Below are 23421 nucleotides of genomic sequence, written 5' to 3' on the forward strand. Positions count from 1 at the left end.
CGTCAGGGGAGGAATGGTCAGTGGGATAAGAATTCAGGTTTATATTCCGGTTTCACACTTTTAAAGCATACAAGTTAATGCGTAATGGTTGCTCATAAGCCTGTATTCTCATGAATGTATGCGGTTGTTTTAAAACACGGAGTTTATACTTTTTATTCTAAATGATATTCTAATTTCAACAGACGATGCCTTTGGATAAAAAACTTTGTTAAAGAAGGGGATACTAAGTGCAAAATCTTTTTGAAAAGATCAGCTATAATAATGGACATTTCCCGAAGAAAGAATTGGAGGAAATTATTTCAGAGAAAGAAACATATATCCCGGAACTGTTATCTGTTGCCGAGGATGTCAGGGTGAATTATAAAAAATATATTGAAAAGAATACGGGTAACTATTTGGGCCATATCTATGCGTTTTATTTGCTGGCTCAATTTAGAGTGAAGGCGTTTTATCCGGTGTTCGTGGATATATTAAAATTACCCGAAGATGATCTGGATGTACTATTGGGAGACTTTTTAACGGAAGATAGTGGAAGGATACTGGCTTCTTTGTATGATAAGCCCGACGATATAACGTTATTAAAAGAGCTGATTGAAGATGAAAACGTATATATTTATGCCCGTGGCCAGGCGGCCCGTGCGCTTACAATGCTGGCTTTGTGTGAGAGCGTAAAGCGGGACGATGTATTAGAGTATTATAAATCCTTATTGAAACATGCAATAGACGGCGCTGATTATCATCCATATGTTATAACTGAAATTATTTGTTGTTCAGAAGACTTGTATCCGGATGCATTGTATGACGATATAAAGCAGGCATATGAACAGAATATTGTATTAACAGATATTATTAGACTCGAAAATATTGATCGGACGATGGGACAGGACAGAGAACGATTTTTGGATGAACAGCGCAAACGGAGCAGCAATAACCTGATTAATAATACGATTAAAGAGATGCAGTATGCGGCTTCTTTTTATAAGGACCGTGAAAAAGATAATAAGAAACGAATGAAATTGAAAGGTCATAAAGTGAAATTCCCCTCTATGAATCAGCCAATTGTAAATGATAATAAAGTAAGGCGCAACGACCCATGTCCATGCGGGAGCGGTAAGAAATATAAAAAATGCTGTGGTGCATAAATTTCGAGAGACAAGGGTTGAAATGGGCAGAGTCACGTTCATGTCAGCGGGAATGATCACCGGGGTGTAACATGGAAAATGACGATAATGGTATCAAAACCCCCGGGGCATCCCGGGGGTTTTGAATTATTCATCTCACGTAATCGAAGCTTGATAAATGGATTCCACGGCTTTACTTAGTACGTCATTGAATTCTTTGTCGCTTTGATTAACATTCAAATCTTGTGTCAGCGCACGGGAGAAGCTGGCGATGAGGTCGTTATTTTCTTTAAGTTTTTCATTGGCTTCATCTGCAGCATAACCGCCCGAGAGTGCAACAACGCGGACAACATTCGGATGCTCAATTAGTTCTTTGTACGTGTTGGCGACGGTTGGGATCGTCAGCTTCAGCATTACATGGTCGTCCTGGTCAAGATTATCAAGGTGGCTCTTAATTTCCGATTTCAACAATTCTTCACATTTCTCTTTTTCCGGACTGTTAATATCTACTTCCGGTTCAATGATTGGTACAAGACCGGCATCGATGATTTTTTTGCCTAAGTCAAATTGCTGGTCAACGACTTTCTTGATGCCTTCTTGATTGGCTTCTTTGATAACGGAGCGCATTTTGGTTCCAAAGATGTGGCGTTCATTCGCCCGTTTGAGTTTGTCGTCGAGGTCGTCAATTGGTTTCATCAGCTGCACACCGTTTGATTCTTCAGCAAGGCCTTTATCGACTTTCAAAAAAGGGACAACGCCTTTGTCCTCAGCTAAATAATCACCCGTGTATTTTCCTTCGATTTCACGGTCCATTGTTTGCTCAAACAGGATGGCACCGATAATTTGCTCGGAATCGAAAGCTGGTGCTGTGATAATTCGGGTCCGCATATCGTGCACCAGGTCAAACATTTCATCCTCATTCGAATATTGGTCTTCTGTAACGCCGTACAGAGCCAAAGCTTTAGGTGTACTACCGCCACTCTGGTCCAGCGCTGCGATAAATCCGTTGCCGTTTTTCATTTGTTCAAAGTGTTTTTGATTCATAAGGACCACTCCTTTTATGGTGATAAAATTACCTTTTTCAGCTTAAGGCAAAAAATGTATTTTGGCAAAAGCATTATTTCCTTGTACATTATATCATGAATGACGCCCAGGTTATAGTCCGGTGCATAAATTACCATATCAACAGAACAGGTACAACCTTTCGGCTATGCATAATATCGGAACCATTCAGACAACGCCTCCGTTTTGGAATAGCTATCGTTACATTTTTTATAATCCAAAACAAAATTTTTAATCCAAACGTGCTTCCTGATTCTATCCTGAAAGCGACCCTATGGTGCACCCTCTTCATAACTATAATCGGTATCATACGTGCATTTGGGGGCATGAAAATGATTTTAATTTTTTTCTGCTGGTGAATGCCACTTTTCCCAAACTTGTTTCGATTATATAGGTGAAGGGGTCTGAATATAGATGAATGATTCCATCATTTACCAAATGGTGCTGTAGATCGAGCAAAAACCGCTTGAATCACACTGAGCAACTTCCTTTCCATCTTCTCGATTTTGTATTAGGATAGCTATTTGGTGCCGATATCCGGAGTAATGTGGATAGCGGCAAGAGTGTGGTTAATATGGGCGCGCTGCCCAGAGCAAATTGGATTCAGCAACAGGGGGAACGCTATGTCTGATCGTAATAAAGGCATTCTATTATTATTGGTCTCTGCGTTGGGTTTTTCGTTTATGGGAGCTTTCGTTAAGCTTTCCGGTGATTTACCGACCATGCAGAAGGCTTTTTTTCGTAATATTGTAGCGGCTATCATTACATTAGGTTTTGTTTTGTATCATAATGAAAGGATATTCGGGAAAAAGGAGAATCAGAAATTGCTGCTGTCGCGTTCGGCACTTGGAGCAGTGGGCATCATAGCGAATTTTTATGCCATTGACCGCCTGGTTTTATCCGATGCTGAAATGCTGAACAAACTTAGTCCGTTTATTCTAATCATATTTTGTGCCATCTTCCTGAAAGAAAAAGCCCGCCGATTTCAGGTTATCGCAATTCTTGTAGCATTTATGGGGGCGTTGTTCATCATCCAGCCGGAATTTTCCGTGGATATTGTCCCTTATATCGTCGGGGTGGTCGGAGCGGTGTTCGCCGCGGGTGCCTACACGATTCTTCGTGTCCTGGGCAACAAGGAAAAGCATTATACAGTAGTTTTTTACTTTTCATCATTTACAACAGTGCTTCTGCTACCGTTTACGATTTTTATGTATGAACCGATGAGCTGGCAGCAATGGGTATTACTGCTCCTGGCCGGGGCGTGTGCGACAGTGGGCCAATTTGGCATCACGCTTGCCTACAAGTTTGCACCCGCCAATGAGATTTCGATTTTCTTTTATTCAACGGTCGTGTATTCGGCGCTGTTAAGCATTGTGTTGTTCGGCCAGATTCCGACGCTGCTCAGTGTGATCGGCTACGTTGTCATATTCGGCGCATCGTTCTACATGTTCCTGAAAAATAACCGGATGGATAAGAAAGAAGCAGCACGGGGAGAACAATTGAAATCGTCATAAGAAAAGCGCGGGGCGCCCGTTTAGCAACGTACAAACTGGAGCACTTCGCAATGAGATAAAGGAAACACGGTGAGCTGGAAGCGAACCGATGTTGACTTATCGTAGTGGAGGAGTGTGAAGTTTGGGGCTGCGCTAAAGCTCGCCCCACCAAAAGATCTGCTATTGCTGGGCGCTGGAGCTGGACATGGCTATTGCTGACAAAGAGCTTAATATAGCCGGAAATTTTATACTTTCTTATCTTTTAAAAAAGACTGCCTTGAACATCATGAATCGTGCTGTTCAGGGCGGTTTTTTTGGATGTGGAGTCTGGCTGATCCGGGGCCCCATCTCCCACTGAAAATACTTCTTGACTTATTACTGAATTTTCGGTTTAATGAAAACAAGCAGATAAGTGTGACGGCAACAGGGTCATAAGGAAGGATATGCTTAAAAAGGGGGGTCTGCAGGATTAATGATTTCAGTATCATACCCGTAAAGGAAAGGAGACGATTATGGCACAGATTGATGAATTTTTAAGCCAGGTAAGTGATATTGTTTGGGGCGTGCCTTTGCTTGTCTTATTGGTGGGTACAGGAATTTATTTAACCATTAGACTTGGTGTATTGCAGGTTCGTTCATTGCCATATGCTTTAAAATTGGCTTTTTCCAGAAACCAGGATAAAAACTCGGATGGGGATATTTCCCATTTTCAGGCACTCATGACTGCTTCGGCCGCAACGGTTGGGACCGGTAACATTGTTGGTGTGGCAACAGCTGTTGTTCTCGGCGGTCCCGGGGCTATTTTATGGATGTGGGTTGCCGGATTTTTTGGCATGGCAACCAAATATGGCGAGGCAATTCTGGCTGTCAAATACCGTGTGAAAGACTCTGAAGGGAATATGGCCGGTGGTCCTATGTATTATTTGGAACACGGCTTAAAACAGAAATGGCTTGGTGTGTTATTTGCGGTATTTGGAGCGCTTGCCGCATTTGGTATTGGTAACGGGACGCAGGCAAAGGCTGTTGCTGATTTAATGAATAGTACATTTTCCGTTCCGTTTTGGGTAACTGGTATAGTACTTGTTATTTTTGCAGGATTGGTTATTCTTGGCGGTATTAAGTGGATTGGCCGTGTGACAGCTTTCTTTGTTCCGATTATGGCGGCTTTTTATATCGCTGCCGGATTAATAGTTATGATTATGAATATTAACCTTGTACCTGAAGCACTTGGAACGATTTTTACATACGCGTTCTCAGGTGAAGCCGCAGCCGGCGGGACAATTGGTGCCGTTATACGATTTGGTGTTGCACGGGGACTATTTTCCAATGAAGCTGGTTTGGGGTCTGCTCCGATTGCAGCTGCAGCGGCCAAAACGGATTTGCCGGGCAGACAGGCGCTGGTCTCGATGACACAGGTTTTGATTGATACATTTATTGTTTGTTCGATTACCGGGATTACCATTGTCATGTCTGGTGATTGGCAGGACGGCTCCATTGATGCGGGGGTACTGACGGCTTCCGCGTTCGGTACATTGTTGGGCAGTGCAGGTCCGTATTTAGTCACATTCGGATTGTTGTTTTTCGCAACATCAACCATTTTGGGATGGGGCTATTACGGCGAAAAATGTTTCCAGTACTTGTTCAAAAATCCAACTGCCGTGAAAGCTTACCGTACTGTCTTTGTGCTCTTCATTTTTGTCGGTGCGACAGCGTCACTTGATGTGATCTGGACGATGGCAGACGTTTTAAACGGTTTGATGGCAGCTCCCAACCTTATCGGTCTGATATTTTTGTCGGGTGTTATTATATTAGAAACCAAACGTTTTCAGGAAAAGGCGAAGGAAGAAAGAAAGGAAGCATCGTAAGGATGAATTGCATGCATTTTCCCTTCGCTTGGTAAATGGATCCGATTTTCACGGGAAAGTGGCTTATAAAAACCACCAATAAAAAATGGACGTCGTACGAAGGCCCTGCTAATTGACAGGGCCTTTATGTTTGGAAGGAGTTCTACTAACATGGCTGAAAACATACGGGGGGATCAACATGACAACAAAAACACCTAAACCATGGCTGCTTGTTTTAACGATCGGATTAGGTACCTTGCTTAATCCGTTAAATTCATCCATGATATCTGTTGCGCTGACCAGATTGCAGGAGGCTTTTGCCTTAACATTTGCGGATGCCTCCTGGCTGATTTCAATATTTTATCTGGCAAGTGCGGCCGGTCAACCTGTTATGGGCAAGTTGAGTGACATGTTCGGACCCAAGCGTTTGTTCATGGCAGGTCTCCTGTTGGTTGCCGGGGCATCTGTCCTGGCACCATTTTCGCCGAATTTCCCGTTTCTTCTGGGGTGCCGGGCATTGCAGGCAATTGGCAGTTCGACGCTATTCCCGAGCGGCATGAGTATGGTACGCTCACACATTACGAAAAAACAGGGGAGGGCGCTGGCTGTATTGTCGATTTTCTCAACAACATCGGCCGCATTCGGTCCTTCCATTGGTGGTTTTTTGATTGCAGCATGGGATTGGCAATCTATCTTTTTGATTAATTTTCCATTCATTATCCTATCGTTTCTATTGGCCCTGTTTGTATTGCCGAATACCGGTCAGGGAACTTTTGAACTGAGGCGAATTGATTTTATTGGGATCCTCCTGTTCACCAGCTCAATTGTCGGCCTGATCCTGTTTATACTATCGCTGAATGAAACGATTCATTGGTGGGCACTCGTCCTGTTTGTCCTGGGAGCAGCTGCTTTTTATGGTTACGAACAGAAGCAGGCTGATCCGTTCATTGATACGAAAGGGTTAACAAAAAATCGCAATGCGTTGTTTGTGTATATTCAGTTTATGAGTATCAATCTTGTCTATTATTGCTATTTCTTCGGCTTTCCGACGTATTTGCAACAAGTACGTCATTACAGCGAACAGCACACAGGTCTGATTATGCTGACACTTGCAGGGTTCGGTGTGATTACGGCTCCGATTGCCGGCCGTCTCATTGACCGCTATGGATCGAAACCGCCGCTTATGATCGGTGCATCGTTCTTATTGGGCGGTACGGGTCTGCTTCTGACCTATCATGAGGCATCCCCGCTGGTCTGGCTAATGATGATCATGTCCGTTCTTGGCATGAGTCAGGGCTTTAATAATATTTCAACACAAACCGCGCTTTATGAAAATGTGCGCCCGGAAGAAACCGGATCAGCATCCGGGCTGTATCAGACGAGCCGGTATATGGGGGCTATTCTTTCGTCCAGTTTGCTGGGCTTGACGTTTAACGAGCACATGGACACGGCGCACCTTCATTTAGTTGCAATGATTTGTTTTGTCTGCTGTATCGTCGTGCTTTCCCTGGCGGTGAAGCTGCCAGCACGGAACAAGGTGCGACGGGTTGAATAACCAGCATTGATTGAAATAATAGAGGGAAGTATGGACAACGATTGGCTCTATAGTTTTTTATTTAACCGGTCATAGTCATAAAGTACGGGTCGCTTTTGGTGCAATGATTAATGGTAAATTTACAATAAAATGAACTTATCTCCAATTCATCAAACAGGCAACCTATTAAGTAAGCGATTTCGTTATATGGTAGAATAATATTGAGTAATAAAAAGGAGGGACTCAAATGGTGGCAAAACAAACCGTTTATGTCAACGATTTTACAGATGGCGTCCTTGATCCTGATAAAGAAATGGAATATGTCGTACAGGATGGCGGATATATTGTGGCAAATACAACCCCTGGCTGCTGGGGACCGATGATCACACCTCAGCTGAAGGGCGGACACGAGGTAACGAAACCTGTTTATGTTGAAGGTGCGGAAGTTGGGGATGCGATAGCCATTCACATTAAGTCGATTGAAGTAACTTCCATGGCAACCGCTTCAGGGAATGATGAACCTGTGGAAGGGAAATTCCTTGGTGACCCGTTTATCGCCGGAAAATGTCCGAACTGTGGTACGGTCAATCCTGAAACAGTGATAGAAGGTATTGGGCAGAAGGCTGTTCGATGCAAGAATTGTCATGAGGATATCACACCTTTTATTTTCACAAATGCTTATACCATGGCCTTTAATGATGAAAAATCCATAGGCATGACTTTGGATAAAAATAGTGCGGAAAAGGTTGCCCGTGACGCAGAAGGCTATATGCGCACACCTGAAGCGTCCATTCAGAATCCGGTGGTTACGTTTGCGCCACACGATATTATCGGTGCCATTGCAAGGTTCAGACCATTTTTGGGACAGCTTGGTACGACACCAGCAAGAGCATTGCCGGACTCACATAATGCCGGGGACTTTGGGCAAGCATTGATTGATGCGCCTCATGATTATAGTGTGACAGAAGAGCAGCTGGAGGACCGTACAGATGGTCATATGGATATTAATCGTGTGCGCAAGGGTGCTGTTCTTATCTGTCCGGTCAAAGTACCTGGAGGTGGCGTCTATTTGGGTGACATGCATGCGATGCAGGGTGATGGTGAAATTGCCGGGCATACGACAGACGTAGCGGGTAATGTGAACCTGCAGACGAATGTCATAAAAGGGCTGAAAATTGATGGTCCAATCCTGCTGCCGGTTGAAGAAGATTTGCCGCACATGGCTAAGCCATTCAGTGAAGAAGAAAAACAGCAGGCAAGTCAATTAAGTGAGAAATGGGGCGTGGAATTGGAAGAATCATACCCCATTTCGTTTGTGGGAAGCGGTGCCACGTTAAATGACGCCACAACAAACGGCATGGAGCGGGCTGCTAAATTATTCGGCGTTCCCGTTCCGGAAGTTATGAACCGTGCAACAATAAATGGTGCGATTGAAATAGGCCGTAATCCTGGTGTTGCAACTGTCACTTTTCTCGCTCCGAAAAAATATTTGAAAGATAATGGTCTGCTTGATTTGGTTACAAGAAAATATGGTCAATAATATAGGACGGGGGATCTGGCCTTTGTCCCATCCACAAAAACCTTGCAGGACATGCCCTGCAAGGTTTTTGTTATAAGTATGTTGACCTTATAAGAAATACTTTGGCACTCGCTATAAGACGAGGCGAATGCCCAGTGTTTTTCTAATGTTATTTATTGTGTTTCTCCTTATATGCCTTTGCATATTGATCAGCTGCATAGATGGCATCAGCTACATCGTCAGCTGTGATGTTAAAGGCCTGGTGGATTGTTTCACCGTCAGTTGTTGCCGCTTCAGCCACTTTCATAATGTCATCCCTTGAAGCATCTTTTAATTTGATATCTTCCAGTGTGACCGGCAGACCGAGGCTGACGTACAACTTGATATAACGTTCTATTTCGCCAATGCTATGTTTTTCCAGAGTGAGTTGAACAAGAGTGCCAAACGCGACTTTCTCGCCATGTGTCAAGTGGTGGATGTCGCCTTTGAGTGCGGTGAAGCCATTATGGATAGCATGAGCAGCTCCCAACCCACCGCTTTCAAACCCTAAGCCGCTAAGCAGGGTGTTGGCTTCCACAATCGATTCCAGTGCAGGTGTTACCGACTTGGATTTAACGGATTCATAGGCGAGATGGGCATACTGAAATAAAGTCTCTTCGCATTTTTCGGCTATCGCCTGTGCAGCAATCGTTGTGCGTCCGCCTGCCATCGTGTCGCCTCCTGCATTGATAACGCTGCGGGCCTCGACCCATGTAGCCAGTGCATCGGCAATCCCTGAGGCAAGAAAACGCGGTGGTGCGCCTGCAATAATTTTCGTATCGACCATGACCAGATCGGGATTTTTATTATAGAAGCGATAACCTTCAAAGACGCCGTCATCCGAATAAACGACGGAAAGGGCACTTGTCGGTGCATCGGTTGACGCTGTTGTCGGAACAATTACCGTGAAGCCGTTCACTTCATCGGAAACAGCTTTTGCGGTATCAAGCGTTTTACCGCCGCCTACACCGATGATGACGGACGCATCCGCTTGATTGGCAATCTCTGTAATCCGTTGAATCTCCGTCTTGGAAGCTTCCCCGTTAAAAAGGACTTCCTCGACTTTAATGTTTTCCTGTTTCAGCTGTTCAACAACATCGTTTCCGGCGATGTCCCAAACCGTTTCATCTGCTATGACGACGGTTTCCTTACCGATATCTTTTACGTACCCGCCGATATTTTGAATCGCATTTTTTCCCTGAACATATTTGGCGGGGCTGATAAATATTCTTTCACTCATGATGTAACACTCCTTTTCAGCTATGTCCACATTATGTATTCCCAAGTTAGCCGAAAAAAACACTTGTCTATTCTGTGAAATATAAGTAATTGGTGACTTTATAAGAAAAACGATTCATTCACTAACGAACGAGTGAATGCGCGTTTTTCTAATGAACTTATGTGTCTGCAGCTGGAACAGGGGATGACTTTTAAAAGAGTCAAAAAAATCTATTTTTATTCTAATATTCTTGTAAAACCCTGAAAGCAACCGTATTTCTGTATAATTAAGAAAAATGATTCAATAAGTCAATTTATAATCCAATATCGTGTGAATCATCTTATATACACGTAATAGCTTGATAATACTCATTTAGGGTGATGTCGGCTCTTTTGTTATGATTAAATAAGTTATACTGGATTATATCAAACAAGCACTGATAGTATCTTGGTATTGGCCGTAAATGCCGGGTTGTTTGGTAGATTTTCAGTCACTAACCATGACCTTACAGATCGTCCTTTCATTAATGTGAAGGGGCTGTGTAAGGATTGCGAATTTAATATTTTAGGGGGTTTTTATTATTTTCAGACATCATTTTAAATTTGGTCTGATGGCTTTTGCCTTGCTTCTAATAATGCTACTGGCAGCATGCGGAGGCGGAAGTGAAGAAGAGACGGAAGCTGATGCCTCGGATGATGAGGGATCTGAAGAAACAAGTGAAGGGCCTGAAATAGGGCAGAAAGATTTAACCCAGCCTTACGTGGCATGGGCAAGGGAAACGATCAGTACACATATGCTGGGTGCATTACTTGAAAAGGTCGGCTACAATGTTGAATTGAAACAAGTTGAGGCTGGTCCGATGTGGTCAAGTGTTGCTGATGGTTCAGCCGATTTTCATACGTCAGCATGGTTGCCGGCAACGCACGCCTCTTACTGGGAAAAATATGAAGGAGACATTGTAAAGGTCAAACAGGTACTTGACAAGGCACCGTTGGCTTTAAGCGTTCCGAGTTACATGGAAGATGTGAATTCAATTGAGGATTTGAAAGGTAATGAGGAACTTGGTGAAGCAGTTGATTGGCAGGTTATCGGGATTGATCCGGGTGCCGGCATAATGGAAAATACGGAAGAAGCGTTTGAAGCGTATGGTTTGGACAACTGGGAACTGACGACAAGCTCTGAAGCGGCGATGCTGGCTGAATTGCAGTCGGCCGTTGAAAATGAAGAACCGATTGTTGTGCCGCTTTGGAAACCGCATTGGATTTTCGGGACGATGGATTTGAAAATGCTTGAGGACCCACAGGAAATTTATGGCGGGGAAGGTGACCAGATTTATACGGTAGCCCGCAAAGGTTTGGAAGAAGATGCCCCAAGAGCTTACAAAGTGATGGAGCAATATAATGAAAGTTATGAAATGATTGACGAAATGATGCCGAAAGTTCATGCGGAAGATCAGGATCCGGCAGAAGTTGTACAGGAATTCATTGACAATAATCCCGATCTTGTTGACGAATGGCTTGACGGCGTACCAAGGGAAGAATAATTGATAAATGGAACAGGGGCGTGTCAGGCCCTGTTCCATTTTTGTGGTACAATGGATCTGCCCCGCTTCACAGTGGTAGTCAGACACCTTGTCCCGCACTCAGCATTCCACTGAAGTTTTTCACTGCTCGTTCAACGATGTCCAAAAGTGGAAGCTTGTCAACTTTGATAAGCTCCAAATCAAAATGACTGCTATAACGATTTTTGATGTTTTTCAGCAGCATGTTATTGTATGAATCATCACGAATACTGCCTGATATACCTGCAATCCTCATTTACCTAACCTCACCTTACTGTAAAATAGATGGTTCCGCTTCGCCAATTGTAAATGGATGGCACTCTATCCAGCTAAGGTTATCATACATCCGGTGAAAATGAAAAAGACTTCTATGGCGGGGTGTTGAGAATCTCTGTCAAATTTCATGTAAGACATACCGCTTAATTAGCCAGCTGAAAATTTTCTACAATTGATACACTAATCAAAAACAGGGAACAGGGCATAACCTGTTCCCGCTGCTATTCTATTTAATTGTCAGTAATTTGCTTCCTGCATCAATTTGCTTCTGCTCTATGGGATTAATAGTGTCATAAGCGTCAGAATTGGTAATGACAATCGGTGACGTCAAATCAAATCCTTTATTTATGATAGCCGCCATATCAAATTCACATAAAAGGTCACCTGTTTCAACTTTTTCATCTTTTGCGATTTTTAACTGAAATACTTTTTCTTTAATATCAACCGTGTCTAGTCCAAGATGTAATAATATCTCCATGCCATTGTCAGTCGTTATTCCAATAGCGTGTCCTGTAGGGAATACGGTTGTCACTTTACCATTTGTAGGGGCGTATAATTTTCCCTCGCTTGGGTAGATGGCAATTCCTTTTCCAACCGCTTCTGTTGCAAAAACTTCATCTTTCAATTCATTCAACGGGCGTAACTCTCCTGATAAAGGACTATTTATATGAAACCCTTCTTGCTGATTGGAAGTGTTCGCTCCTTCTTTTTTCGTCCGAGTTGCACTTTCACCATAAAGCTTGTAGACCATTTCTTCTTTATAGCCAAATAGATATGTCAGCACAAATCCGCCGGCATAAGAAATGAGAAGCCCGACGATATATAATAAATAGTTGTTGTCCGCGATAAGTGGAATCATGACGATACCGGAAGGTCCAACAGTGATGGCCCCTACGTTGAACAAGGACAAAAATGCACCACCGAATCCTGCTCCAAGACTAGCAGTGATAAATGGCCTGCCAAGCGGTAAGCTTACCCCGTAAATTAGCGGTTCCCCTATACCCAAAAATCCTACAGGCAGTACGCTTGCGACCGTATTTTTTAGTCGTTTATTTTTGGCTTTGATATAAATAGCGATCATGGCACCAACTTGTCCACCGCCAGCCATAGCCAGAATCGGGAGTAATGTTGTCGAGCCAAATTGATCGATTAATTCAAGGTGCACGGGGATGAGTCCCTGATGCATACCGACTGTCACCAGTGGTAGGAATGTTGCGGCAAGCACAAATCCGCCAATGACACCGCCTGCTTCTAACATAACATCCACCAGGAACCATGTAATACCGTCCATAAGTAGGCCAGCTATCGGCTGGATAACGACGATTGTCACCATCGACCCGACCATAACGGTGATTAGCGGTGTCAGAACGAGATCGAGACTGTCCGCCACTCGTTTTCGGATAAACTTTTCAATTTTGACAAACAGATAGGAGGCCACGATGACGCCCAAGAGACCACCAAGTCCTGCACTGAGTTTCAGATCCAATCCAAATAGATTCAAGGATCCGATATCACTTAAAACAGGTGCGTTAATCAGTAAACCTGCAATACCGCCGAGCACCATTGTTCCGCCGAATTCTTTAGCCGTATTAATACCGACAAACACGCCAAGTGACCCGAATAGCAGATTACCAATTGCCTGCAGCAGCATGTACCAGTTTGAATCAAGAACACCCGGGTCGAGTATGCCTGCGTCGGGATTAGCCAGGTTCGTGATTAGGTTTGCGATCCCCAGCATTAATCCAGAAGCGACTAGGCCGGGAACAATTGGAACAAAGATATTACCAATATGCCTGAATAATTGCTGGAACATTGATGTCTGTTTGGCTTTATAAGCTGCCTTTGTGTCGGATGCGACATTGAATTCGCTGTCATTGTCATCAACATCTACATTAATCGTCGTACTTTCGTGTATTTCGTTCGCAACCTTGGTTACTTTGCCTGGTCCCAGCACAATCTGAATTGTTCCCTGATCAATAACACTTAAGACCTCGTCAATTTGTTTAATTGCTTCCAAATTTACATTGTTGCCGGATTTGACATCTATTCGCAACCTTGTTATACAATTGGTGAGATTGGCAATGTTATTCTCACCGCCAAGATTCTTGACGATTGAATGTGCCAATTCTTTGTTATTCATGGTTGTCACCATCCTCGTTTCCTAGTTTGATAGCTTGACGTACAAATCCATTTGCCTGGTTTAGATATCGTTCGGCTTTTTCATGACCGCATTGCATTTTGATCATGATGATTGCTATTTTCGGATTCTGATGAGACGTTTCCAAATAGGTTGAAGCTGTATCATCATCGACTTGTGTAGCAAGTGAAATAATATTTTTAGCCCGTTCGACAAGCTTTTTATTTGTTAACTGGACATCCACCATCAGGTTTTTATAAACTTTGCCGATTCCAATCATTGAACTTGTTGAAATCATATTGGCAACGAGCTTTTGGGCTGTCCCTGCTTTCAATCGTGTTGACCCTGTTAAAGTTTCGGGTCCAACTTCAACTTCGATTGGGATGTCGGCGTAATGACTGGACTTTGCATTTTTGTTGCAGCTAATAGATGCCGTGCGAGCACCGACATTGTTACTGTATTGCAAGCCGCCAATAACATATGGAGTGCGGCCGCTGGCAGCCATTCCGATGACAGTATCTGTATCATTTAAATTCAGATCCTGTAAATCGGCTGCGGCTTGGTCCGGATCATCTTCAGCACCTTCAACAGCTTTCATGATAGCTTCTTTACCTCCGGCGATTAGACCTTGGACTTTCTTGGGATTAGTTCCAAATGTTGGTGGACATTCCACCGCGTCTAAAATCCCCAACCGACCGCTTGTGCCTGCACCAATATAAATGAGCCTGCCGCCCTTGGTAAACGAGTCAATTACAGCAGAAGCAGCTTTTTCTATTTGGTTAATTTCTTTATTTACCGCATCTGGGACAGTTTTATCTTCTTGGTTCATCACATGTAAAATGTCATGGGTACTCATTTCATCCAAATTCATAGTTTTATCATTACGTTTCTCTGTTGTTCTTGTTGTTTCGGGCATTCCTGGCATCCTCCCTTTGGCTTTGCTGTATGATGTTATAAGTTTGATTTAAATGGGATAAGGAATTGTCGTAATCCTCATATGCGCAAGCTGTATAGAGCATATCGATCACATTTAGTGAAGCAATTCGTGACGACATGGCAGCAGTTCGAAATTCATCTTCCTGAGCAGCAACAAATAACACTGCATTCGCTATGTCGCTCAAATGAGTATCCGCATATTTCGTAATCGCGATCACTTTTGCGCCTTTAGATTGTGCAATTTTGACACAATCAATAATTTGCTGTGTTTCACCCGAGTATGAAACAGCAACTGCTACATCATCCTCATTCAGGTTGACAGCTGATACCTTTTGCATATGGAAATCACTGTAGGCCGTACAGGCTTTATTGATGCGCATGAATTTTTGAATGGCATCATACGCTATCAAAAAACTGGAACCTACACCATAGAAGTCAATTTTTTTTGCGTTGACTAAATAGTTATACGATGCTGTAAATTGGTCTTTTTGTAGTAATTGCAATGAGCTGTACAACGATTGAATATTCGTATTAGTAATGACCGACATAATTTTATCGCTGGAATCGTCGGGTGATAAAGTTTCTTGCTCCAGATCGTGTAAATTTATCACTGCAAGATCGCCGGATAGTTTTAATTTAAACGACTTAAAGCCTTTATAGCCCAAGGTTTGACAATAGCGCATAACCGCAGAAGGGCTGGCATAACTAGCACTTGCAAGCTGATTAACAGACATGGAGACTGTCTTTTCCGGGTGTTGTAAAATATATTCCGCTACAGCTCCTTCTGATGGTTTGACATAGTTAAGTGATTCTCTTACTTTATAAAGAATACCTTCCAGGATAAACACCACCAATCAATTGACGTTAGCGCTTACAAGCACATTTTATCTTCGCGGATATAAAAAATCAATAAAATAATAAACATTGGTATAAAATTTCAAAATTTGAAATGTGATCCATAGATTTGAGGAAAATCATTTTTACTAAAGAAACACGAGACGCTCTGCCCTGAGCATTCTTGCTGCACAACCTGCATATACTCAAAAAAAGGCATGAACTTACGGAAATGTTGTTTACATGATGAAAAAGTCAGGAACAGATTCATAGATTAATAACCACTCAAAGAAGGGGTGACCATTTATGAAAATTCTCGTAACTGAATTGATGTGGGATGACGGCATTGAAGCGCTCAGAAAAAAAGGCTATACAGTCGACTATGATATGGAATTAAGCCGAAAGCGTGATGAACTGCTTCAAATGCTGCCTGAATATGATGCGCTGATCGTACGGAATGAAACGCGTGTGGATCCCGAATTTCTTGAAGCAGCAAAGAATGCCAAAGTGATCGGCCGACTTGGTGTCGGACTGGATAACATTGATCTCGAGGCGGCTAAGGTGCGGAACATGCCGGTTATTTCGGCTAAAAATGCGAACGCGACTTCTGTTGCGGAGTACGTGATGGCGGCAATGCTTGATGCCTCCCGTCCGCTGTCAGATGCAGATGCGGATGTGCGCCGCGGGAATTGGGACCGTAAGTTTTTCACGGGATATGAACTTCATAACCGGACACTCGGGCTCGTGGGAATGGGCGAAATTGCACATCGTGTTGCCAAACGTGCACACGCATTTGGTATGAATGTCATTGGGTATGATCCGTTTGTTGCGCCTTTCGACCATGTCGTGCAGGAAACCGGGGTGCATCCAGCTGAGACGCTCGATGAACTGCTGGATGAATCGGATTTTGTCTCTGTTCATGTGCCGCTAACCAAGGGGACAAAGCACATGATCAACAAAGATAATCTGCCATTAATGAAGTCGCACGCTTACATTATTAATTCAGCCAGAGGCGGCATTGTCCATGAACAAGATTTGGTTGAAGCGGTGCAGTCAGGCAAACTCGCGGGCGCATACCTTGATGTGCTTGAAACGGAACCGGTTGAAAAAGGGTCACAGCTTGCAAAGGTTGAATCCATCAGATTGTCACCGCACATTGCAGGTCTGACAGATGAAGCACAGTCCCGAACAGCCATGCTGATTGCCCGGGAAGTTGACAATGTGCTGAACGGCCGGAAGTCTATCTGTGCAGTTGTGTGATCATAAAAGCGGCTGCATACCAAAAATCCATCTCCGGTTTGGGAAGATGGATTTTTTCTGTTTAAGGTGAGCAAAAGCTCTGTCATTGTTGTTTTAAACTAGCTTCCTTTTCGAAATGACAATACCGTCTTCATCAACATATGCAAAGCTCCCGGGTTCCCAATCTACTTCTCCAAAAGTTAGGGTTATATCTTTTTCACCCTCACCTTTTTTGCTGCTTTTTAAAGGATTTGTTCCGAGCGCAAGAACCCCAACGTCCATCTGGGCAATGTCCGCGGAATCGCGGATGCATCCATATATAATCACCCCTGCAAGATGGCGTTTCTTTATGATGCTGGCAAGACGATCTCCCATTAATGCACAATTTCTGGAGGCACCACCATCCACAACCAGGATATGACCTTCAGGAATGGTTTCGAGAGATTTCTTTACGAGCACATTATCCTCCAGCACTTTGACAGTGGAAATCGGACCAGCGAATGATTTTTTCTTTCCATAGGTAGTTAACGGTTGTTTGCAGATCGCCAATTCGGTTGAATAATCATCACATAAATCGGTTGTCTTAACATGCATTTCTGCCACCCTCTTTCATAGTAAGGTTATTTTTTAAAACTTATCCGATATCTATATAACTGTCAAGACGCGGGCAGCGAAGGAAGATGTTCGACTAAAAAAGGTGTGACACCACTGTAAAGCGTCCGTTTATCCTATTCGCGTTTATCCTTATCAATGACTCTCATTGGTCGCATCATGTCATAATCTTCATGCTCGAGTATATGGCAATGCCATACGAAGTCACCAGTAAATGGCCCGAATTTAGCGATGACGCGTGTGATTTGTCCCGCTGGTGCTGCCACGGTATCTTTCCACCCTTTTTCGTTCGCTTTTGGCGATTCTTGCGGGCCGGTGAAGATAATACTTCCATCTTTATTATACCGATCAAGGTCGAATGACTGTCGATCGAGAACCTGGAATTGAATCAGATGAATATGCATCGGGTGGGTGAAATTTGTAACATTGATAAATGACCAGACTTCGGTTGAGCCGAGTTCAGGTGTTTCTGTTACAGGGTCTATCCATTTTTGATTATTCAGCAGTAATAGTGGCCGGCCGAGGTCGTCAGTCGAGCCAACAAGTTTCAGGTTTCGAATGCGCTGAATGTTGTTTTGCTTTAATGGAGGAATCCGTGTTAAATTCCGGGGGATTCTGCTCCTGTCTTCTGATGATAATGGGATGTTCACGTTAAATTGCAAGACATCGCCGGTCTCATCGTCAGGTTCGGCATCTGGTCCAAGGTCGTTTTTCAATGTAATGGTTTTGCCTTTGTAACCGGAAAAATCAATAATCACATCAAAACGCTCGGCAGGTTCGACCGATAAATTATCCAGTTTGACTGTTTTTTGCATTAACCCGCCATCTGCTCCGATTTGATAAAATGACTGCCCTGAATCAAGATATAGCTGATACGCACGTGAGTTGGCGGCGTTCAGAATACGAAACCGGTATTTCCGCGGCTCCACTTCCAAATAAGGCCATATTTTACCATTTACGATGTTTGTTTCACCGTTAAAGAATGGCCTGATGGACGGATTTGGCCAGTTTTCCTGAGGCTCATCCGGCTGAGGCGGGTAGAAGAGTTCACCACTATCTTTGAACGATCTGTCCATGATGATCAGCGGGATTTCATAGTCCTCTGAAGGAAGATGCATATACTTTTCCTGTTCCTCACGAATAATATACATCCCTGCCAGACCAGCATAAACGTTCAGTCTGGTAATGCCCATTGCATGGTCGTGGTACCATAATGTGGCGCCACGCTGGCGGTTGGGATAATGATAGACTTCATTTTTAAATTCAGGGCCTGTTTTCTGAAAGTCCCGCGTATACCAGGCCTCCGGGTAGCCGTCGCTTTCCGGTTTTGTCTCACTGCCATGCAAATGGGTAACGGTGCGGACTTCCGGTAATTCGTCTAGATGATGAAACGATTTATCAATCGGAAGAATATGTTTATCCGGCAATTTGTTTTCCCATTTTACCTGAATCGGCTCGCCGCGATTGACGTCGATGACTGGGCCAGGGAATTGGCCATTATAGCCCCACAGCCGTGTTGGTCTTAAATCACGATGCATCTTGTGACGGAATTCCGTCATCTGGACGTTATAATAACCCGCATGGTTGTCGGTAAGAACTGGCTTTAAGGTTTTGGGTATCGGCAAAGCATCCACAAATTTTTTAAGCTTTTTGTTCAACATGTTCAACCCCTTCAAATGTGCGCTTATAACAGTAGATGCTTGAAGGGGGAAAAAGTGAATGGGCGCAAGAGAAGGGGGGGCCTTCCATGCTGGCATGCTGGCGTCAAAATTTCAGTTGTTCCTGACATTCCAGACGAGATGGGGAGGATCGCAGTGTATGGTTCGTCTTGGGAATTGGCTATTTTACTTCTGTTCAAAGCTCCTAGGAGTCTTGGACAGAACTAAGATGTATAAAACTAAAAACGAACAATACATTGCTTTAGCGGAGGAAATATACGTAGACTCCTGCGGGACGAAAGGCCTCGGTGAGACCCCGCAGTGCGAAGCACGAGGAGGCTCACCAGCCGCCCGCGGAAAGCGAAGTATATTTCCGGAGCGGGTTATATGCTCCAACTAGTTCGGATCTTTCCTTAATAAAGCTACTTTTGTCCAAAGCTCCTAGGTTAGTCTCTATTTCACAAATTCAAGGTGACAAAAGCAGCAGTTATGTGCGATAATGTGACATAGTACATCTAAGAATAAAGACCTAATGAATCGATAAATAGAGAAGATATCGGGGGACGGAAAGATGAAGAATACGAGAGCTGGGCAGGGAAGACCAAAAAGAAGATGGCTGAGGATAATCATCGCCGTTATGGTTGTACTGATTGCAGCTGGTGGAATTTATGCTTTTACCATTTATGACAACGCCAAAGATACAGTCAATGAACAGATGCATGAGCCGGTTGACTCGATTGACCCTGGCGTGACCAAGAAAAAGATGGGAGCCTCTGAGCCGTTGAATGTGCTTTTGCTCGGAGTGGATGAACGTGAAAATGACAGCGGCCGATCGGATGCGCTGATGGTCCTGTCGCTCGATCCAAACGACGATTCCATGCAGCTTGTCAGTATCCCCCGTGATACGCGAACGACCATTATCGGCAAGGGGGTTGAAGATAAAATCAATCATGCCTATGCATATGGGGGCAGTGATATGTCAGTCGCAACGGTTGAACATTTTCTGGATATCGAATTGGATTATTATGTTCGCATGAATATGCAGGGGCTTCAGGAACTGGTTGATAAACTTGGCACGATTACTGTCGATAACGAAATTGCCTGGAATGACGGGACATATGATTTTAATACTGGTCCTGTTGAAATGGATGGGGATCAGACGATGGCTTATGTCCGAATGCGCAAGCAGGATCCGAATGGTGACTTCGGCCGTACGGATCGTCAGAGAAAAGTCATCCAAGGGATCATTGAGCGTGGCGCCTCTGTTGGCTCTGTCACGAAAATCAATGACTATATCGATGTGCTCGGCAGCAATATGAAGACTAACATGGACTTTAATGACATGAAAGCACTGTTTAACGGTTACCGGGGTACCCGGAAAAACATGGTGAGCTATCAGATGAAAGGGAGCGGAACAAGTATTGATGGGATCTATTATCTGATGGTTCCGGATGATGAAGTGGCTAAAGTGCATGGGATGATCAGTAAGGAAACATCGTGATACAGAGGAGACTAGGCAGGCGCCTGTCTCCTCTTTTACATAATATTGATTTTGTTATGGGAAAAGTTTATCACGATATGGGTAGGGAATAGATAAAGCAGTCTTTTTTAAAAGTGAGTGGGTTGAAATGAAGCGGATCGTCAGGCTTAGTTTTATCGGCATGATTTCAGGGGTCATTTTAATGAGTCTCTTAAAAGCTGTTCAGCTGTTGACCGGCAGTCAGGCATATGTATTACTGTTTAATACGGACTATGTACCCCTGCTGCACGACTGGGGGCCGGAGAATATTGGCGGTATTGCTTTTCACTTTGTATTTTGCATCGCCAGTGTTGTCGCCCTGTTTTACTTGTTGATCATCATTAGGGCGGAGCGGTCGCTTACGGCATATTTTCTGATCTATACGGCCGGCAGTGCTATTTTATATTCTCTTACCGGGTTGACTGAACGTCCGCCTGATCCAGGGAATGTCACATCGTGGGGATACTGGACGGCCGCACATGCGGTGTACGCTGTCGTCGTTGGCTGGCTTGTGAAAACGCGGGCTTAGCCGGTGGTCAGCTGCACAGAAATCCGTTCATATCAAACAGCCCGGAGATTCGGCGATCTGATGGCCGGGACGTTATCGCTTCCTATTTTCTGCGCAGCTTTTCCCATTAACAGGGTGAGAGGAACCCTGTTCAGCGAAGTGACAGCCATGGTCGCTCATGATGCCATTCAACATGTACCGGCCGATCAAAAAATCGGGAAAGACTGCCGGTGGCCAACACGTCCTGGCTGACACCTTTTGCAAATATCGTTCCATCTTTGAGCAAGAGGGTATGAGAAAACTCAGGCAAAACTTCCTCAATATGATGGGTTACAAAAATAATGGTTGGGGCGTCGTCCTGTTTGATCAATTCCTGAATGGCAGACAGCAACTCTTCACGTGCGATGAAATCCAGGCCGCTCGTTGGCTCGTCCAATAACAGAAGCTCAGGTGAAGCCATCAGACCTCTGGCAATGAGAAGTTTTTGCCGCTCTCCCTGTGAACACGTCTGGTACGTCCGGCCGGCCAGATGACGGCATCGCATCTGCTCCATGATATGGAATGCTTTGTCAAAATCTGATGGAGTCGGGGCCTCATATGAAAGCCCGATGGAAGCAAATTTGCCGCTGACCACAATGTCCTCAGCCCGTTCAGACGCTTTGAACCGCTCCTGGAGAGACGAGCTGACCCAGCCAATGGATTTGCGGAGTTCGCGGATGTCGACTTGTCCAAACGGCTTATCTAAAATACGGGCATGGCCGACTGTTGGCCAGGAATAACCGGTGACGATATTTAACAAGGACGTTTTCCCGGAACCGTTTAATCCTAAAACGGCCCAGTGCTCACCTTTTTCCACAGACCAATTGATATCGGTTAAAATGGTTTTCTGCTGCCTTCTCCAGGAAACATCCTGCAGGTCAATTACATGTGTCAAACTTATCTCTCCCTATATCCCTATTTAAAAATTTCCAGTCTGCCGATTCTGGCTGCGGCTTCCTCGAGGCGTTCAGCTGACGCAAGCAGCCCGACCCGAACGTAGCCTTCTCCATAGTCACCAAAACCTCTTCCCGGTGCGACCACAACATGGGCTTTTTCCAGTAATAGATCTGCAAATTCCTCGGATGTATAATCGGACGGGACAGGCAGCCACGCAAAAAAGGTCCCTTCTGGTATGTCAACGTCCCATCCGATATCGTTTAATGCCCGGATGAACCGGTCACGGCGTTCGGTATATGTAGCCGCAAGCTGTTTAACAGCGGTTTGATCATTATTTAAAGCTGCTGCGGCTGCACTTTGCACAGCACCGAACAGACTGACATAGAGATGATCCTGAATCAGGTTAAGGCTTTGGACGACGGATGGGTTGCCCACAGCGAACGCTACCCGCCAGCCGGCCATATTGTATGTTTTCGATAATGTATAAATTTCGATACCGATGTCTTTTGCCCCTTCTGATTGAAGGAAGCTTTGCGGTTTTTGGCCATCAAGTCCCAATGCCCCATATGCAAAATCTTGCACAACACAAATGTGATGCTTTTTGGCAAGTGCTACCGTTTCATCATAAAAGGTTTTTGTCGCCGTAGCAGCGGTCGGGTTGTTCGGGTAATTTAAAAACATTAATTTTGCACAATCAAGCGCTTCTTCAGAAATTGCGCTGTAGTCCGGTAAAAAGTTATTTTCCCGTTGCAGCGGCATGAAAGCTGGCTCAGCACTCGCCATGGCAATGCCTGAAAGATAATCAGGGTAGCCGGGGTCAGGCAAAAGTGCTGTGTCACCCGGGTTCAAGAAACATTGGCTGAGCTCCACGAGTCCTGCTTTGGCACCAAACAAGATGGTGACTTCCTGTTCCGGATCGACCGAAACGTCATATTCCCGTTTATAAAAATCAGCGGCAGCCTGCTTCAAATAGCCGAAGCCCTGGAAAGGCGAATATTTATGATTGACCGGGTTTTCAGCAGCCGTCTGCAGCTCCTTGACAATAGGCTCCGGTGTCGGCAAATCAGGGTTGCCCTGTCCCAGATTAATCACGTCATGCCCCTGTTCTTTGACTTCCTGTGTTTTGGCAACAAGCTTGGCAAAAAACTGCTCGGGTAATCGTTTTAGCATATCAGATTGTTCAAAATTTTGAATCATCTATACTCCCCCTTAGGACTGAACGACAGGTTACTGGCACCTATCAATCTGTTAAGCGACAGGATCCCTGATACCCGACGAAATGAATTGAGTTTATGATAGCTTTGTTTGAAGGGATTGTAAAGAAAAGCGACACTTTGGTACGCGAAGGAGGGGCCTTCTGCAGAACTCCCCCTT

At 44.3% G+C, this 23421-nt stretch carries 18 protein-coding genes and 2 pseudogenes; 10 read left to right on the top strand and 10 right to left on the bottom strand.

The features are described from left to right. Positions 1 to 227: 227 nt before the first annotated feature. Both E4U82_RS20235 and E4U82_RS20745 read left to right on the top strand, forming a co-directional pair. Positions 228 to 965, top strand: a pseudogene (locus E4U82_RS20235) (DUF1186 domain-containing protein); the annotation flags it as partial. Between the two features lie 84 nt (positions 966 to 1049). Next, positions 1050 to 1142: pseudogene (locus E4U82_RS20745) on the top strand (SEC-C metal-binding domain-containing protein); the annotation flags it as partial. 135 nt (positions 1143 to 1277) lie between these two features. On the opposite strand, the gene E4U82_RS02405 reads toward E4U82_RS20745, so the two are convergent. Then, positions 1278 to 2165: a fructose bisphosphate aldolase gene (locus E4U82_RS02405; RefSeq protein WP_135108448.1), complete on the bottom strand. Its 888-nt coding sequence runs from the start codon at positions 2163 to 2165 to the stop codon at positions 1278 to 1280. 641 nt (positions 2166 to 2806) lie between these two features. Between E4U82_RS02405 and E4U82_RS02410 the strand changes: the two genes are divergently transcribed. From E4U82_RS02410 to E4U82_RS02425, 4 genes are all read left to right on the top strand, one after another. Beyond that, on the top strand, positions 2807 to 3697 hold the full coding sequence (locus E4U82_RS02410) for a DMT family transporter (RefSeq protein ID WP_135108449.1): 891 nt from the start codon (positions 2807 to 2809) through the stop codon (positions 3695 to 3697). A gap of 491 nt (positions 3698 to 4188) precedes the next feature. Beyond that, positions 4189 to 5541, top strand: a complete 1353-nt coding sequence (locus E4U82_RS02415) for an alanine/glycine:cation symporter family protein (protein WP_135108450.1) — start codon at positions 4189 to 4191, stop codon at positions 5539 to 5541. 178 nt (positions 5542 to 5719) lie between these two features. Beyond that, positions 5720 to 7075 (top strand): MFS transporter, encoded by a 1356-nt coding sequence (locus E4U82_RS02420; RefSeq protein WP_135108451.1) that lies wholly within the window; start codon positions 5720 to 5722, stop codon positions 7073 to 7075. A 226-nt stretch (positions 7076 to 7301) separates the two neighbouring features. After that, entirely contained in the window at positions 7302 to 8594 is a 1293-nt protein-coding gene (locus tag E4U82_RS02425) for an acetamidase/formamidase family protein (RefSeq protein WP_135108452.1), read from the top strand. 148 nt (positions 8595 to 8742) lie between these two features. Here the strand turns inward: E4U82_RS02425 and E4U82_RS02430 are convergent, their stop codons facing one another. Further along, complete coding sequence (locus tag E4U82_RS02430) at positions 8743 to 9852, bottom strand: glycerol dehydrogenase (protein ID WP_135108453.1); 1110 nt, start codon at positions 9850 to 9852, stop codon at positions 8743 to 8745. 601 nt (positions 9853 to 10453) lie between these two features. Here E4U82_RS02430 and E4U82_RS02435 point away from each other — a divergent pair. Next, positions 10454 to 11374: a glycine betaine ABC transporter substrate-binding protein gene (locus tag E4U82_RS02435; RefSeq protein ID WP_245183501.1), complete on the top strand. Its 921-nt coding sequence runs from the start codon at positions 10454 to 10456 to the stop codon at positions 11372 to 11374. Positions 11375 to 11453: 79 nt separating this feature from the next. On the opposite strand, the gene E4U82_RS02440 is transcribed toward E4U82_RS02435, so the two are convergent. The 4 genes from E4U82_RS02440 to E4U82_RS02455 form a co-directional block, all read right to left on the bottom strand. Further along, positions 11454 to 11648 (bottom strand): NAD(P)H-dependent oxidoreductase, encoded by a 195-nt coding sequence (locus E4U82_RS02440; RefSeq protein ID WP_135108455.1) that lies wholly within the window; start codon positions 11646 to 11648, stop codon positions 11454 to 11456. Positions 11649 to 11894: 246 nt separating this feature from the next. Further along, a complete protein-coding gene (locus E4U82_RS02445) occupies positions 11895 to 13808 on the bottom strand; it encodes a glucose PTS transporter subunit IIA (protein ID WP_135108456.1) in 1914 nt (637 codons plus the stop codon). After that, positions 13801 to 14721: an N-acetylmuramic acid 6-phosphate etherase gene (gene murQ, locus E4U82_RS02450; RefSeq protein ID WP_135108457.1), complete on the bottom strand. Its 921-nt coding sequence runs from the start codon at positions 14719 to 14721 to the stop codon at positions 13801 to 13803. Before murQ ends, E4U82_RS02445 begins: the two co-directional genes overlap by 8 nt. Further along, on the bottom strand, positions 14687 to 15592 hold the full coding sequence (locus E4U82_RS02455) for a MurR/RpiR family transcriptional regulator (protein WP_245183515.1): 906 nt from the start codon (positions 15590 to 15592) through the stop codon (positions 14687 to 14689). The genes murQ and E4U82_RS02455 overlap by 35 nt, the downstream gene beginning before the upstream one ends. A gap of 289 nt (positions 15593 to 15881) precedes the next feature. Between E4U82_RS02455 and E4U82_RS02460 the strand changes: the two genes are divergently transcribed. Further along, positions 15882 to 16835, top strand: coding sequence for a hydroxyacid dehydrogenase (locus tag E4U82_RS02460; protein ID WP_135108458.1), 954 nt, complete (start codon positions 15882 to 15884; stop codon positions 16833 to 16835). A 93-nt stretch (positions 16836 to 16928) separates the two neighbouring features. Here E4U82_RS02460 and rraA read toward each other — a convergent pair whose 3' ends face one another. Both rraA and E4U82_RS02470 read right to left on the bottom strand, forming a co-directional pair. Next, entirely contained in the window at positions 16929 to 17408 is a 480-nt protein-coding gene (gene rraA / locus E4U82_RS02465) for a ribonuclease E activity regulator RraA (RefSeq protein WP_135108459.1), read from the bottom strand. A gap of 134 nt (positions 17409 to 17542) precedes the next feature. Further along, positions 17543 to 19087 (bottom strand): multicopper oxidase family protein, encoded by a 1545-nt coding sequence (locus E4U82_RS02470; RefSeq protein WP_135108460.1) that lies wholly within the window; start codon positions 19085 to 19087, stop codon positions 17543 to 17545. A 568-nt stretch (positions 19088 to 19655) separates the two neighbouring features. Between E4U82_RS02470 and E4U82_RS02480 the strand changes: the two genes are divergently transcribed. Continuing rightward, positions 19656 to 20585, top strand: a complete 930-nt coding sequence (locus tag E4U82_RS02480; protein ID WP_135108462.1) for an LCP family glycopolymer transferase — start codon at positions 19656 to 19658, stop codon at positions 20583 to 20585. 181 nt (positions 20586 to 20766) lie between these two features. Beyond that, entirely contained in the window at positions 20767 to 21132 is a 366-nt protein-coding gene (locus tag E4U82_RS02485) for a hypothetical protein (RefSeq protein ID WP_245183502.1), read from the top strand. 130 nt (positions 21133 to 21262) lie between these two features. Here E4U82_RS02485 and E4U82_RS02490 read toward each other — a convergent pair whose 3' ends face one another. Both E4U82_RS02490 and E4U82_RS02495 read right to left on the bottom strand, forming a co-directional pair. Further along, positions 21263 to 22045: an ABC transporter ATP-binding protein gene (locus tag E4U82_RS02490; RefSeq protein ID WP_135108464.1), complete on the bottom strand. Its 783-nt coding sequence runs from the start codon at positions 22043 to 22045 to the stop codon at positions 21263 to 21265. Between the two features lie 20 nt (positions 22046 to 22065). After that, positions 22066 to 23241 carry a pyridoxal phosphate-dependent aminotransferase gene (locus tag E4U82_RS02495; protein ID WP_135108643.1) on the bottom strand — a complete coding sequence of 392 codons (1176 nt, stop codon included), beginning with the start codon at positions 23239 to 23241 and terminating at the stop codon, positions 22066 to 22068. Positions 23242 to 23421: the final 180 nt, after the last annotated feature.

The organism is Lentibacillus salicampi (assembly GCF_004565465.1).
GTDB lineage: Bacteria > Bacillota > Bacilli > Bacillales > Amphibacillaceae > Lentibacillus > Lentibacillus salicampi.

What these genes read in the sequence shown, in the direction of transcription:
- E4U82_RS02405 (WP_135108448.1), bottom strand. Translation starts at nt 2,165, where the DNA reads ATGAATCAAAAACACTTTGAACAAATGAAAAACGGCAACGGATTTATC.
- E4U82_RS02410 (WP_135108449.1), top strand. Translation starts at nt 2,807, where the DNA reads ATGTCTGATCGTAATAAAGGCATTCTATTATTATTGGTCTCTGCGTTG.
- E4U82_RS02415 (WP_135108450.1), top strand. Translation starts at nt 4,189, where the DNA reads ATGGCACAGATTGATGAATTTTTAAGCCAGGTAAGTGATATTGTTTGG.
- E4U82_RS02420 (WP_135108451.1), top strand. Translation starts at nt 5,720, where the DNA reads ATGACAACAAAAACACCTAAACCATGGCTGCTTGTTTTAACGATCGGA.
- E4U82_RS02425 (WP_135108452.1), top strand. Translation starts at nt 7,302, where the DNA reads ATGGTGGCAAAACAAACCGTTTATGTCAACGATTTTACAGATGGCGTC.
- E4U82_RS02430 (WP_135108453.1), bottom strand. Translation starts at nt 9,852, where the DNA reads ATGAGTGAAAGAATATTTATCAGCCCCGCCAAATATGTTCAGGGAAAA.
- E4U82_RS02440 (WP_135108455.1), bottom strand. Translation starts at nt 11,648, where the DNA reads ATGAGGATTGCAGGTATATCAGGCAGTATTCGTGATGATTCATACAAT.
- E4U82_RS02445 (WP_135108456.1), bottom strand. Translation starts at nt 13,808, where the DNA reads ATGAATAACAAAGAATTGGCACATTCAATCGTCAAGAATCTTGGCGGT.
- murQ (WP_135108457.1), bottom strand. Translation starts at nt 14,721, where the DNA reads ATGCCCGAAACAACAAGAACAACAGAGAAACGTAATGATAAAACTATG.
- E4U82_RS02460 (WP_135108458.1), top strand. Translation starts at nt 15,882, where the DNA reads ATGAAAATTCTCGTAACTGAATTGATGTGGGATGACGGCATTGAAGCG.
- rraA (WP_135108459.1), bottom strand. Translation starts at nt 17,408, where the DNA reads ATGCATGTTAAGACAACCGATTTATGTGATGATTATTCAACCGAATTG.
- E4U82_RS02470 (WP_135108460.1), bottom strand. Translation starts at nt 19,087, where the DNA reads ATGTTGAACAAAAAGCTTAAAAAATTTGTGGATGCTTTGCCGATACCC.
- E4U82_RS02480 (WP_135108462.1), top strand. Translation starts at nt 19,656, where the DNA reads ATGAAGAATACGAGAGCTGGGCAGGGAAGACCAAAAAGAAGATGGCTG.
- E4U82_RS02485 (WP_245183502.1), top strand. Translation starts at nt 20,767, where the DNA reads ATGAGTCTCTTAAAAGCTGTTCAGCTGTTGACCGGCAGTCAGGCATAT.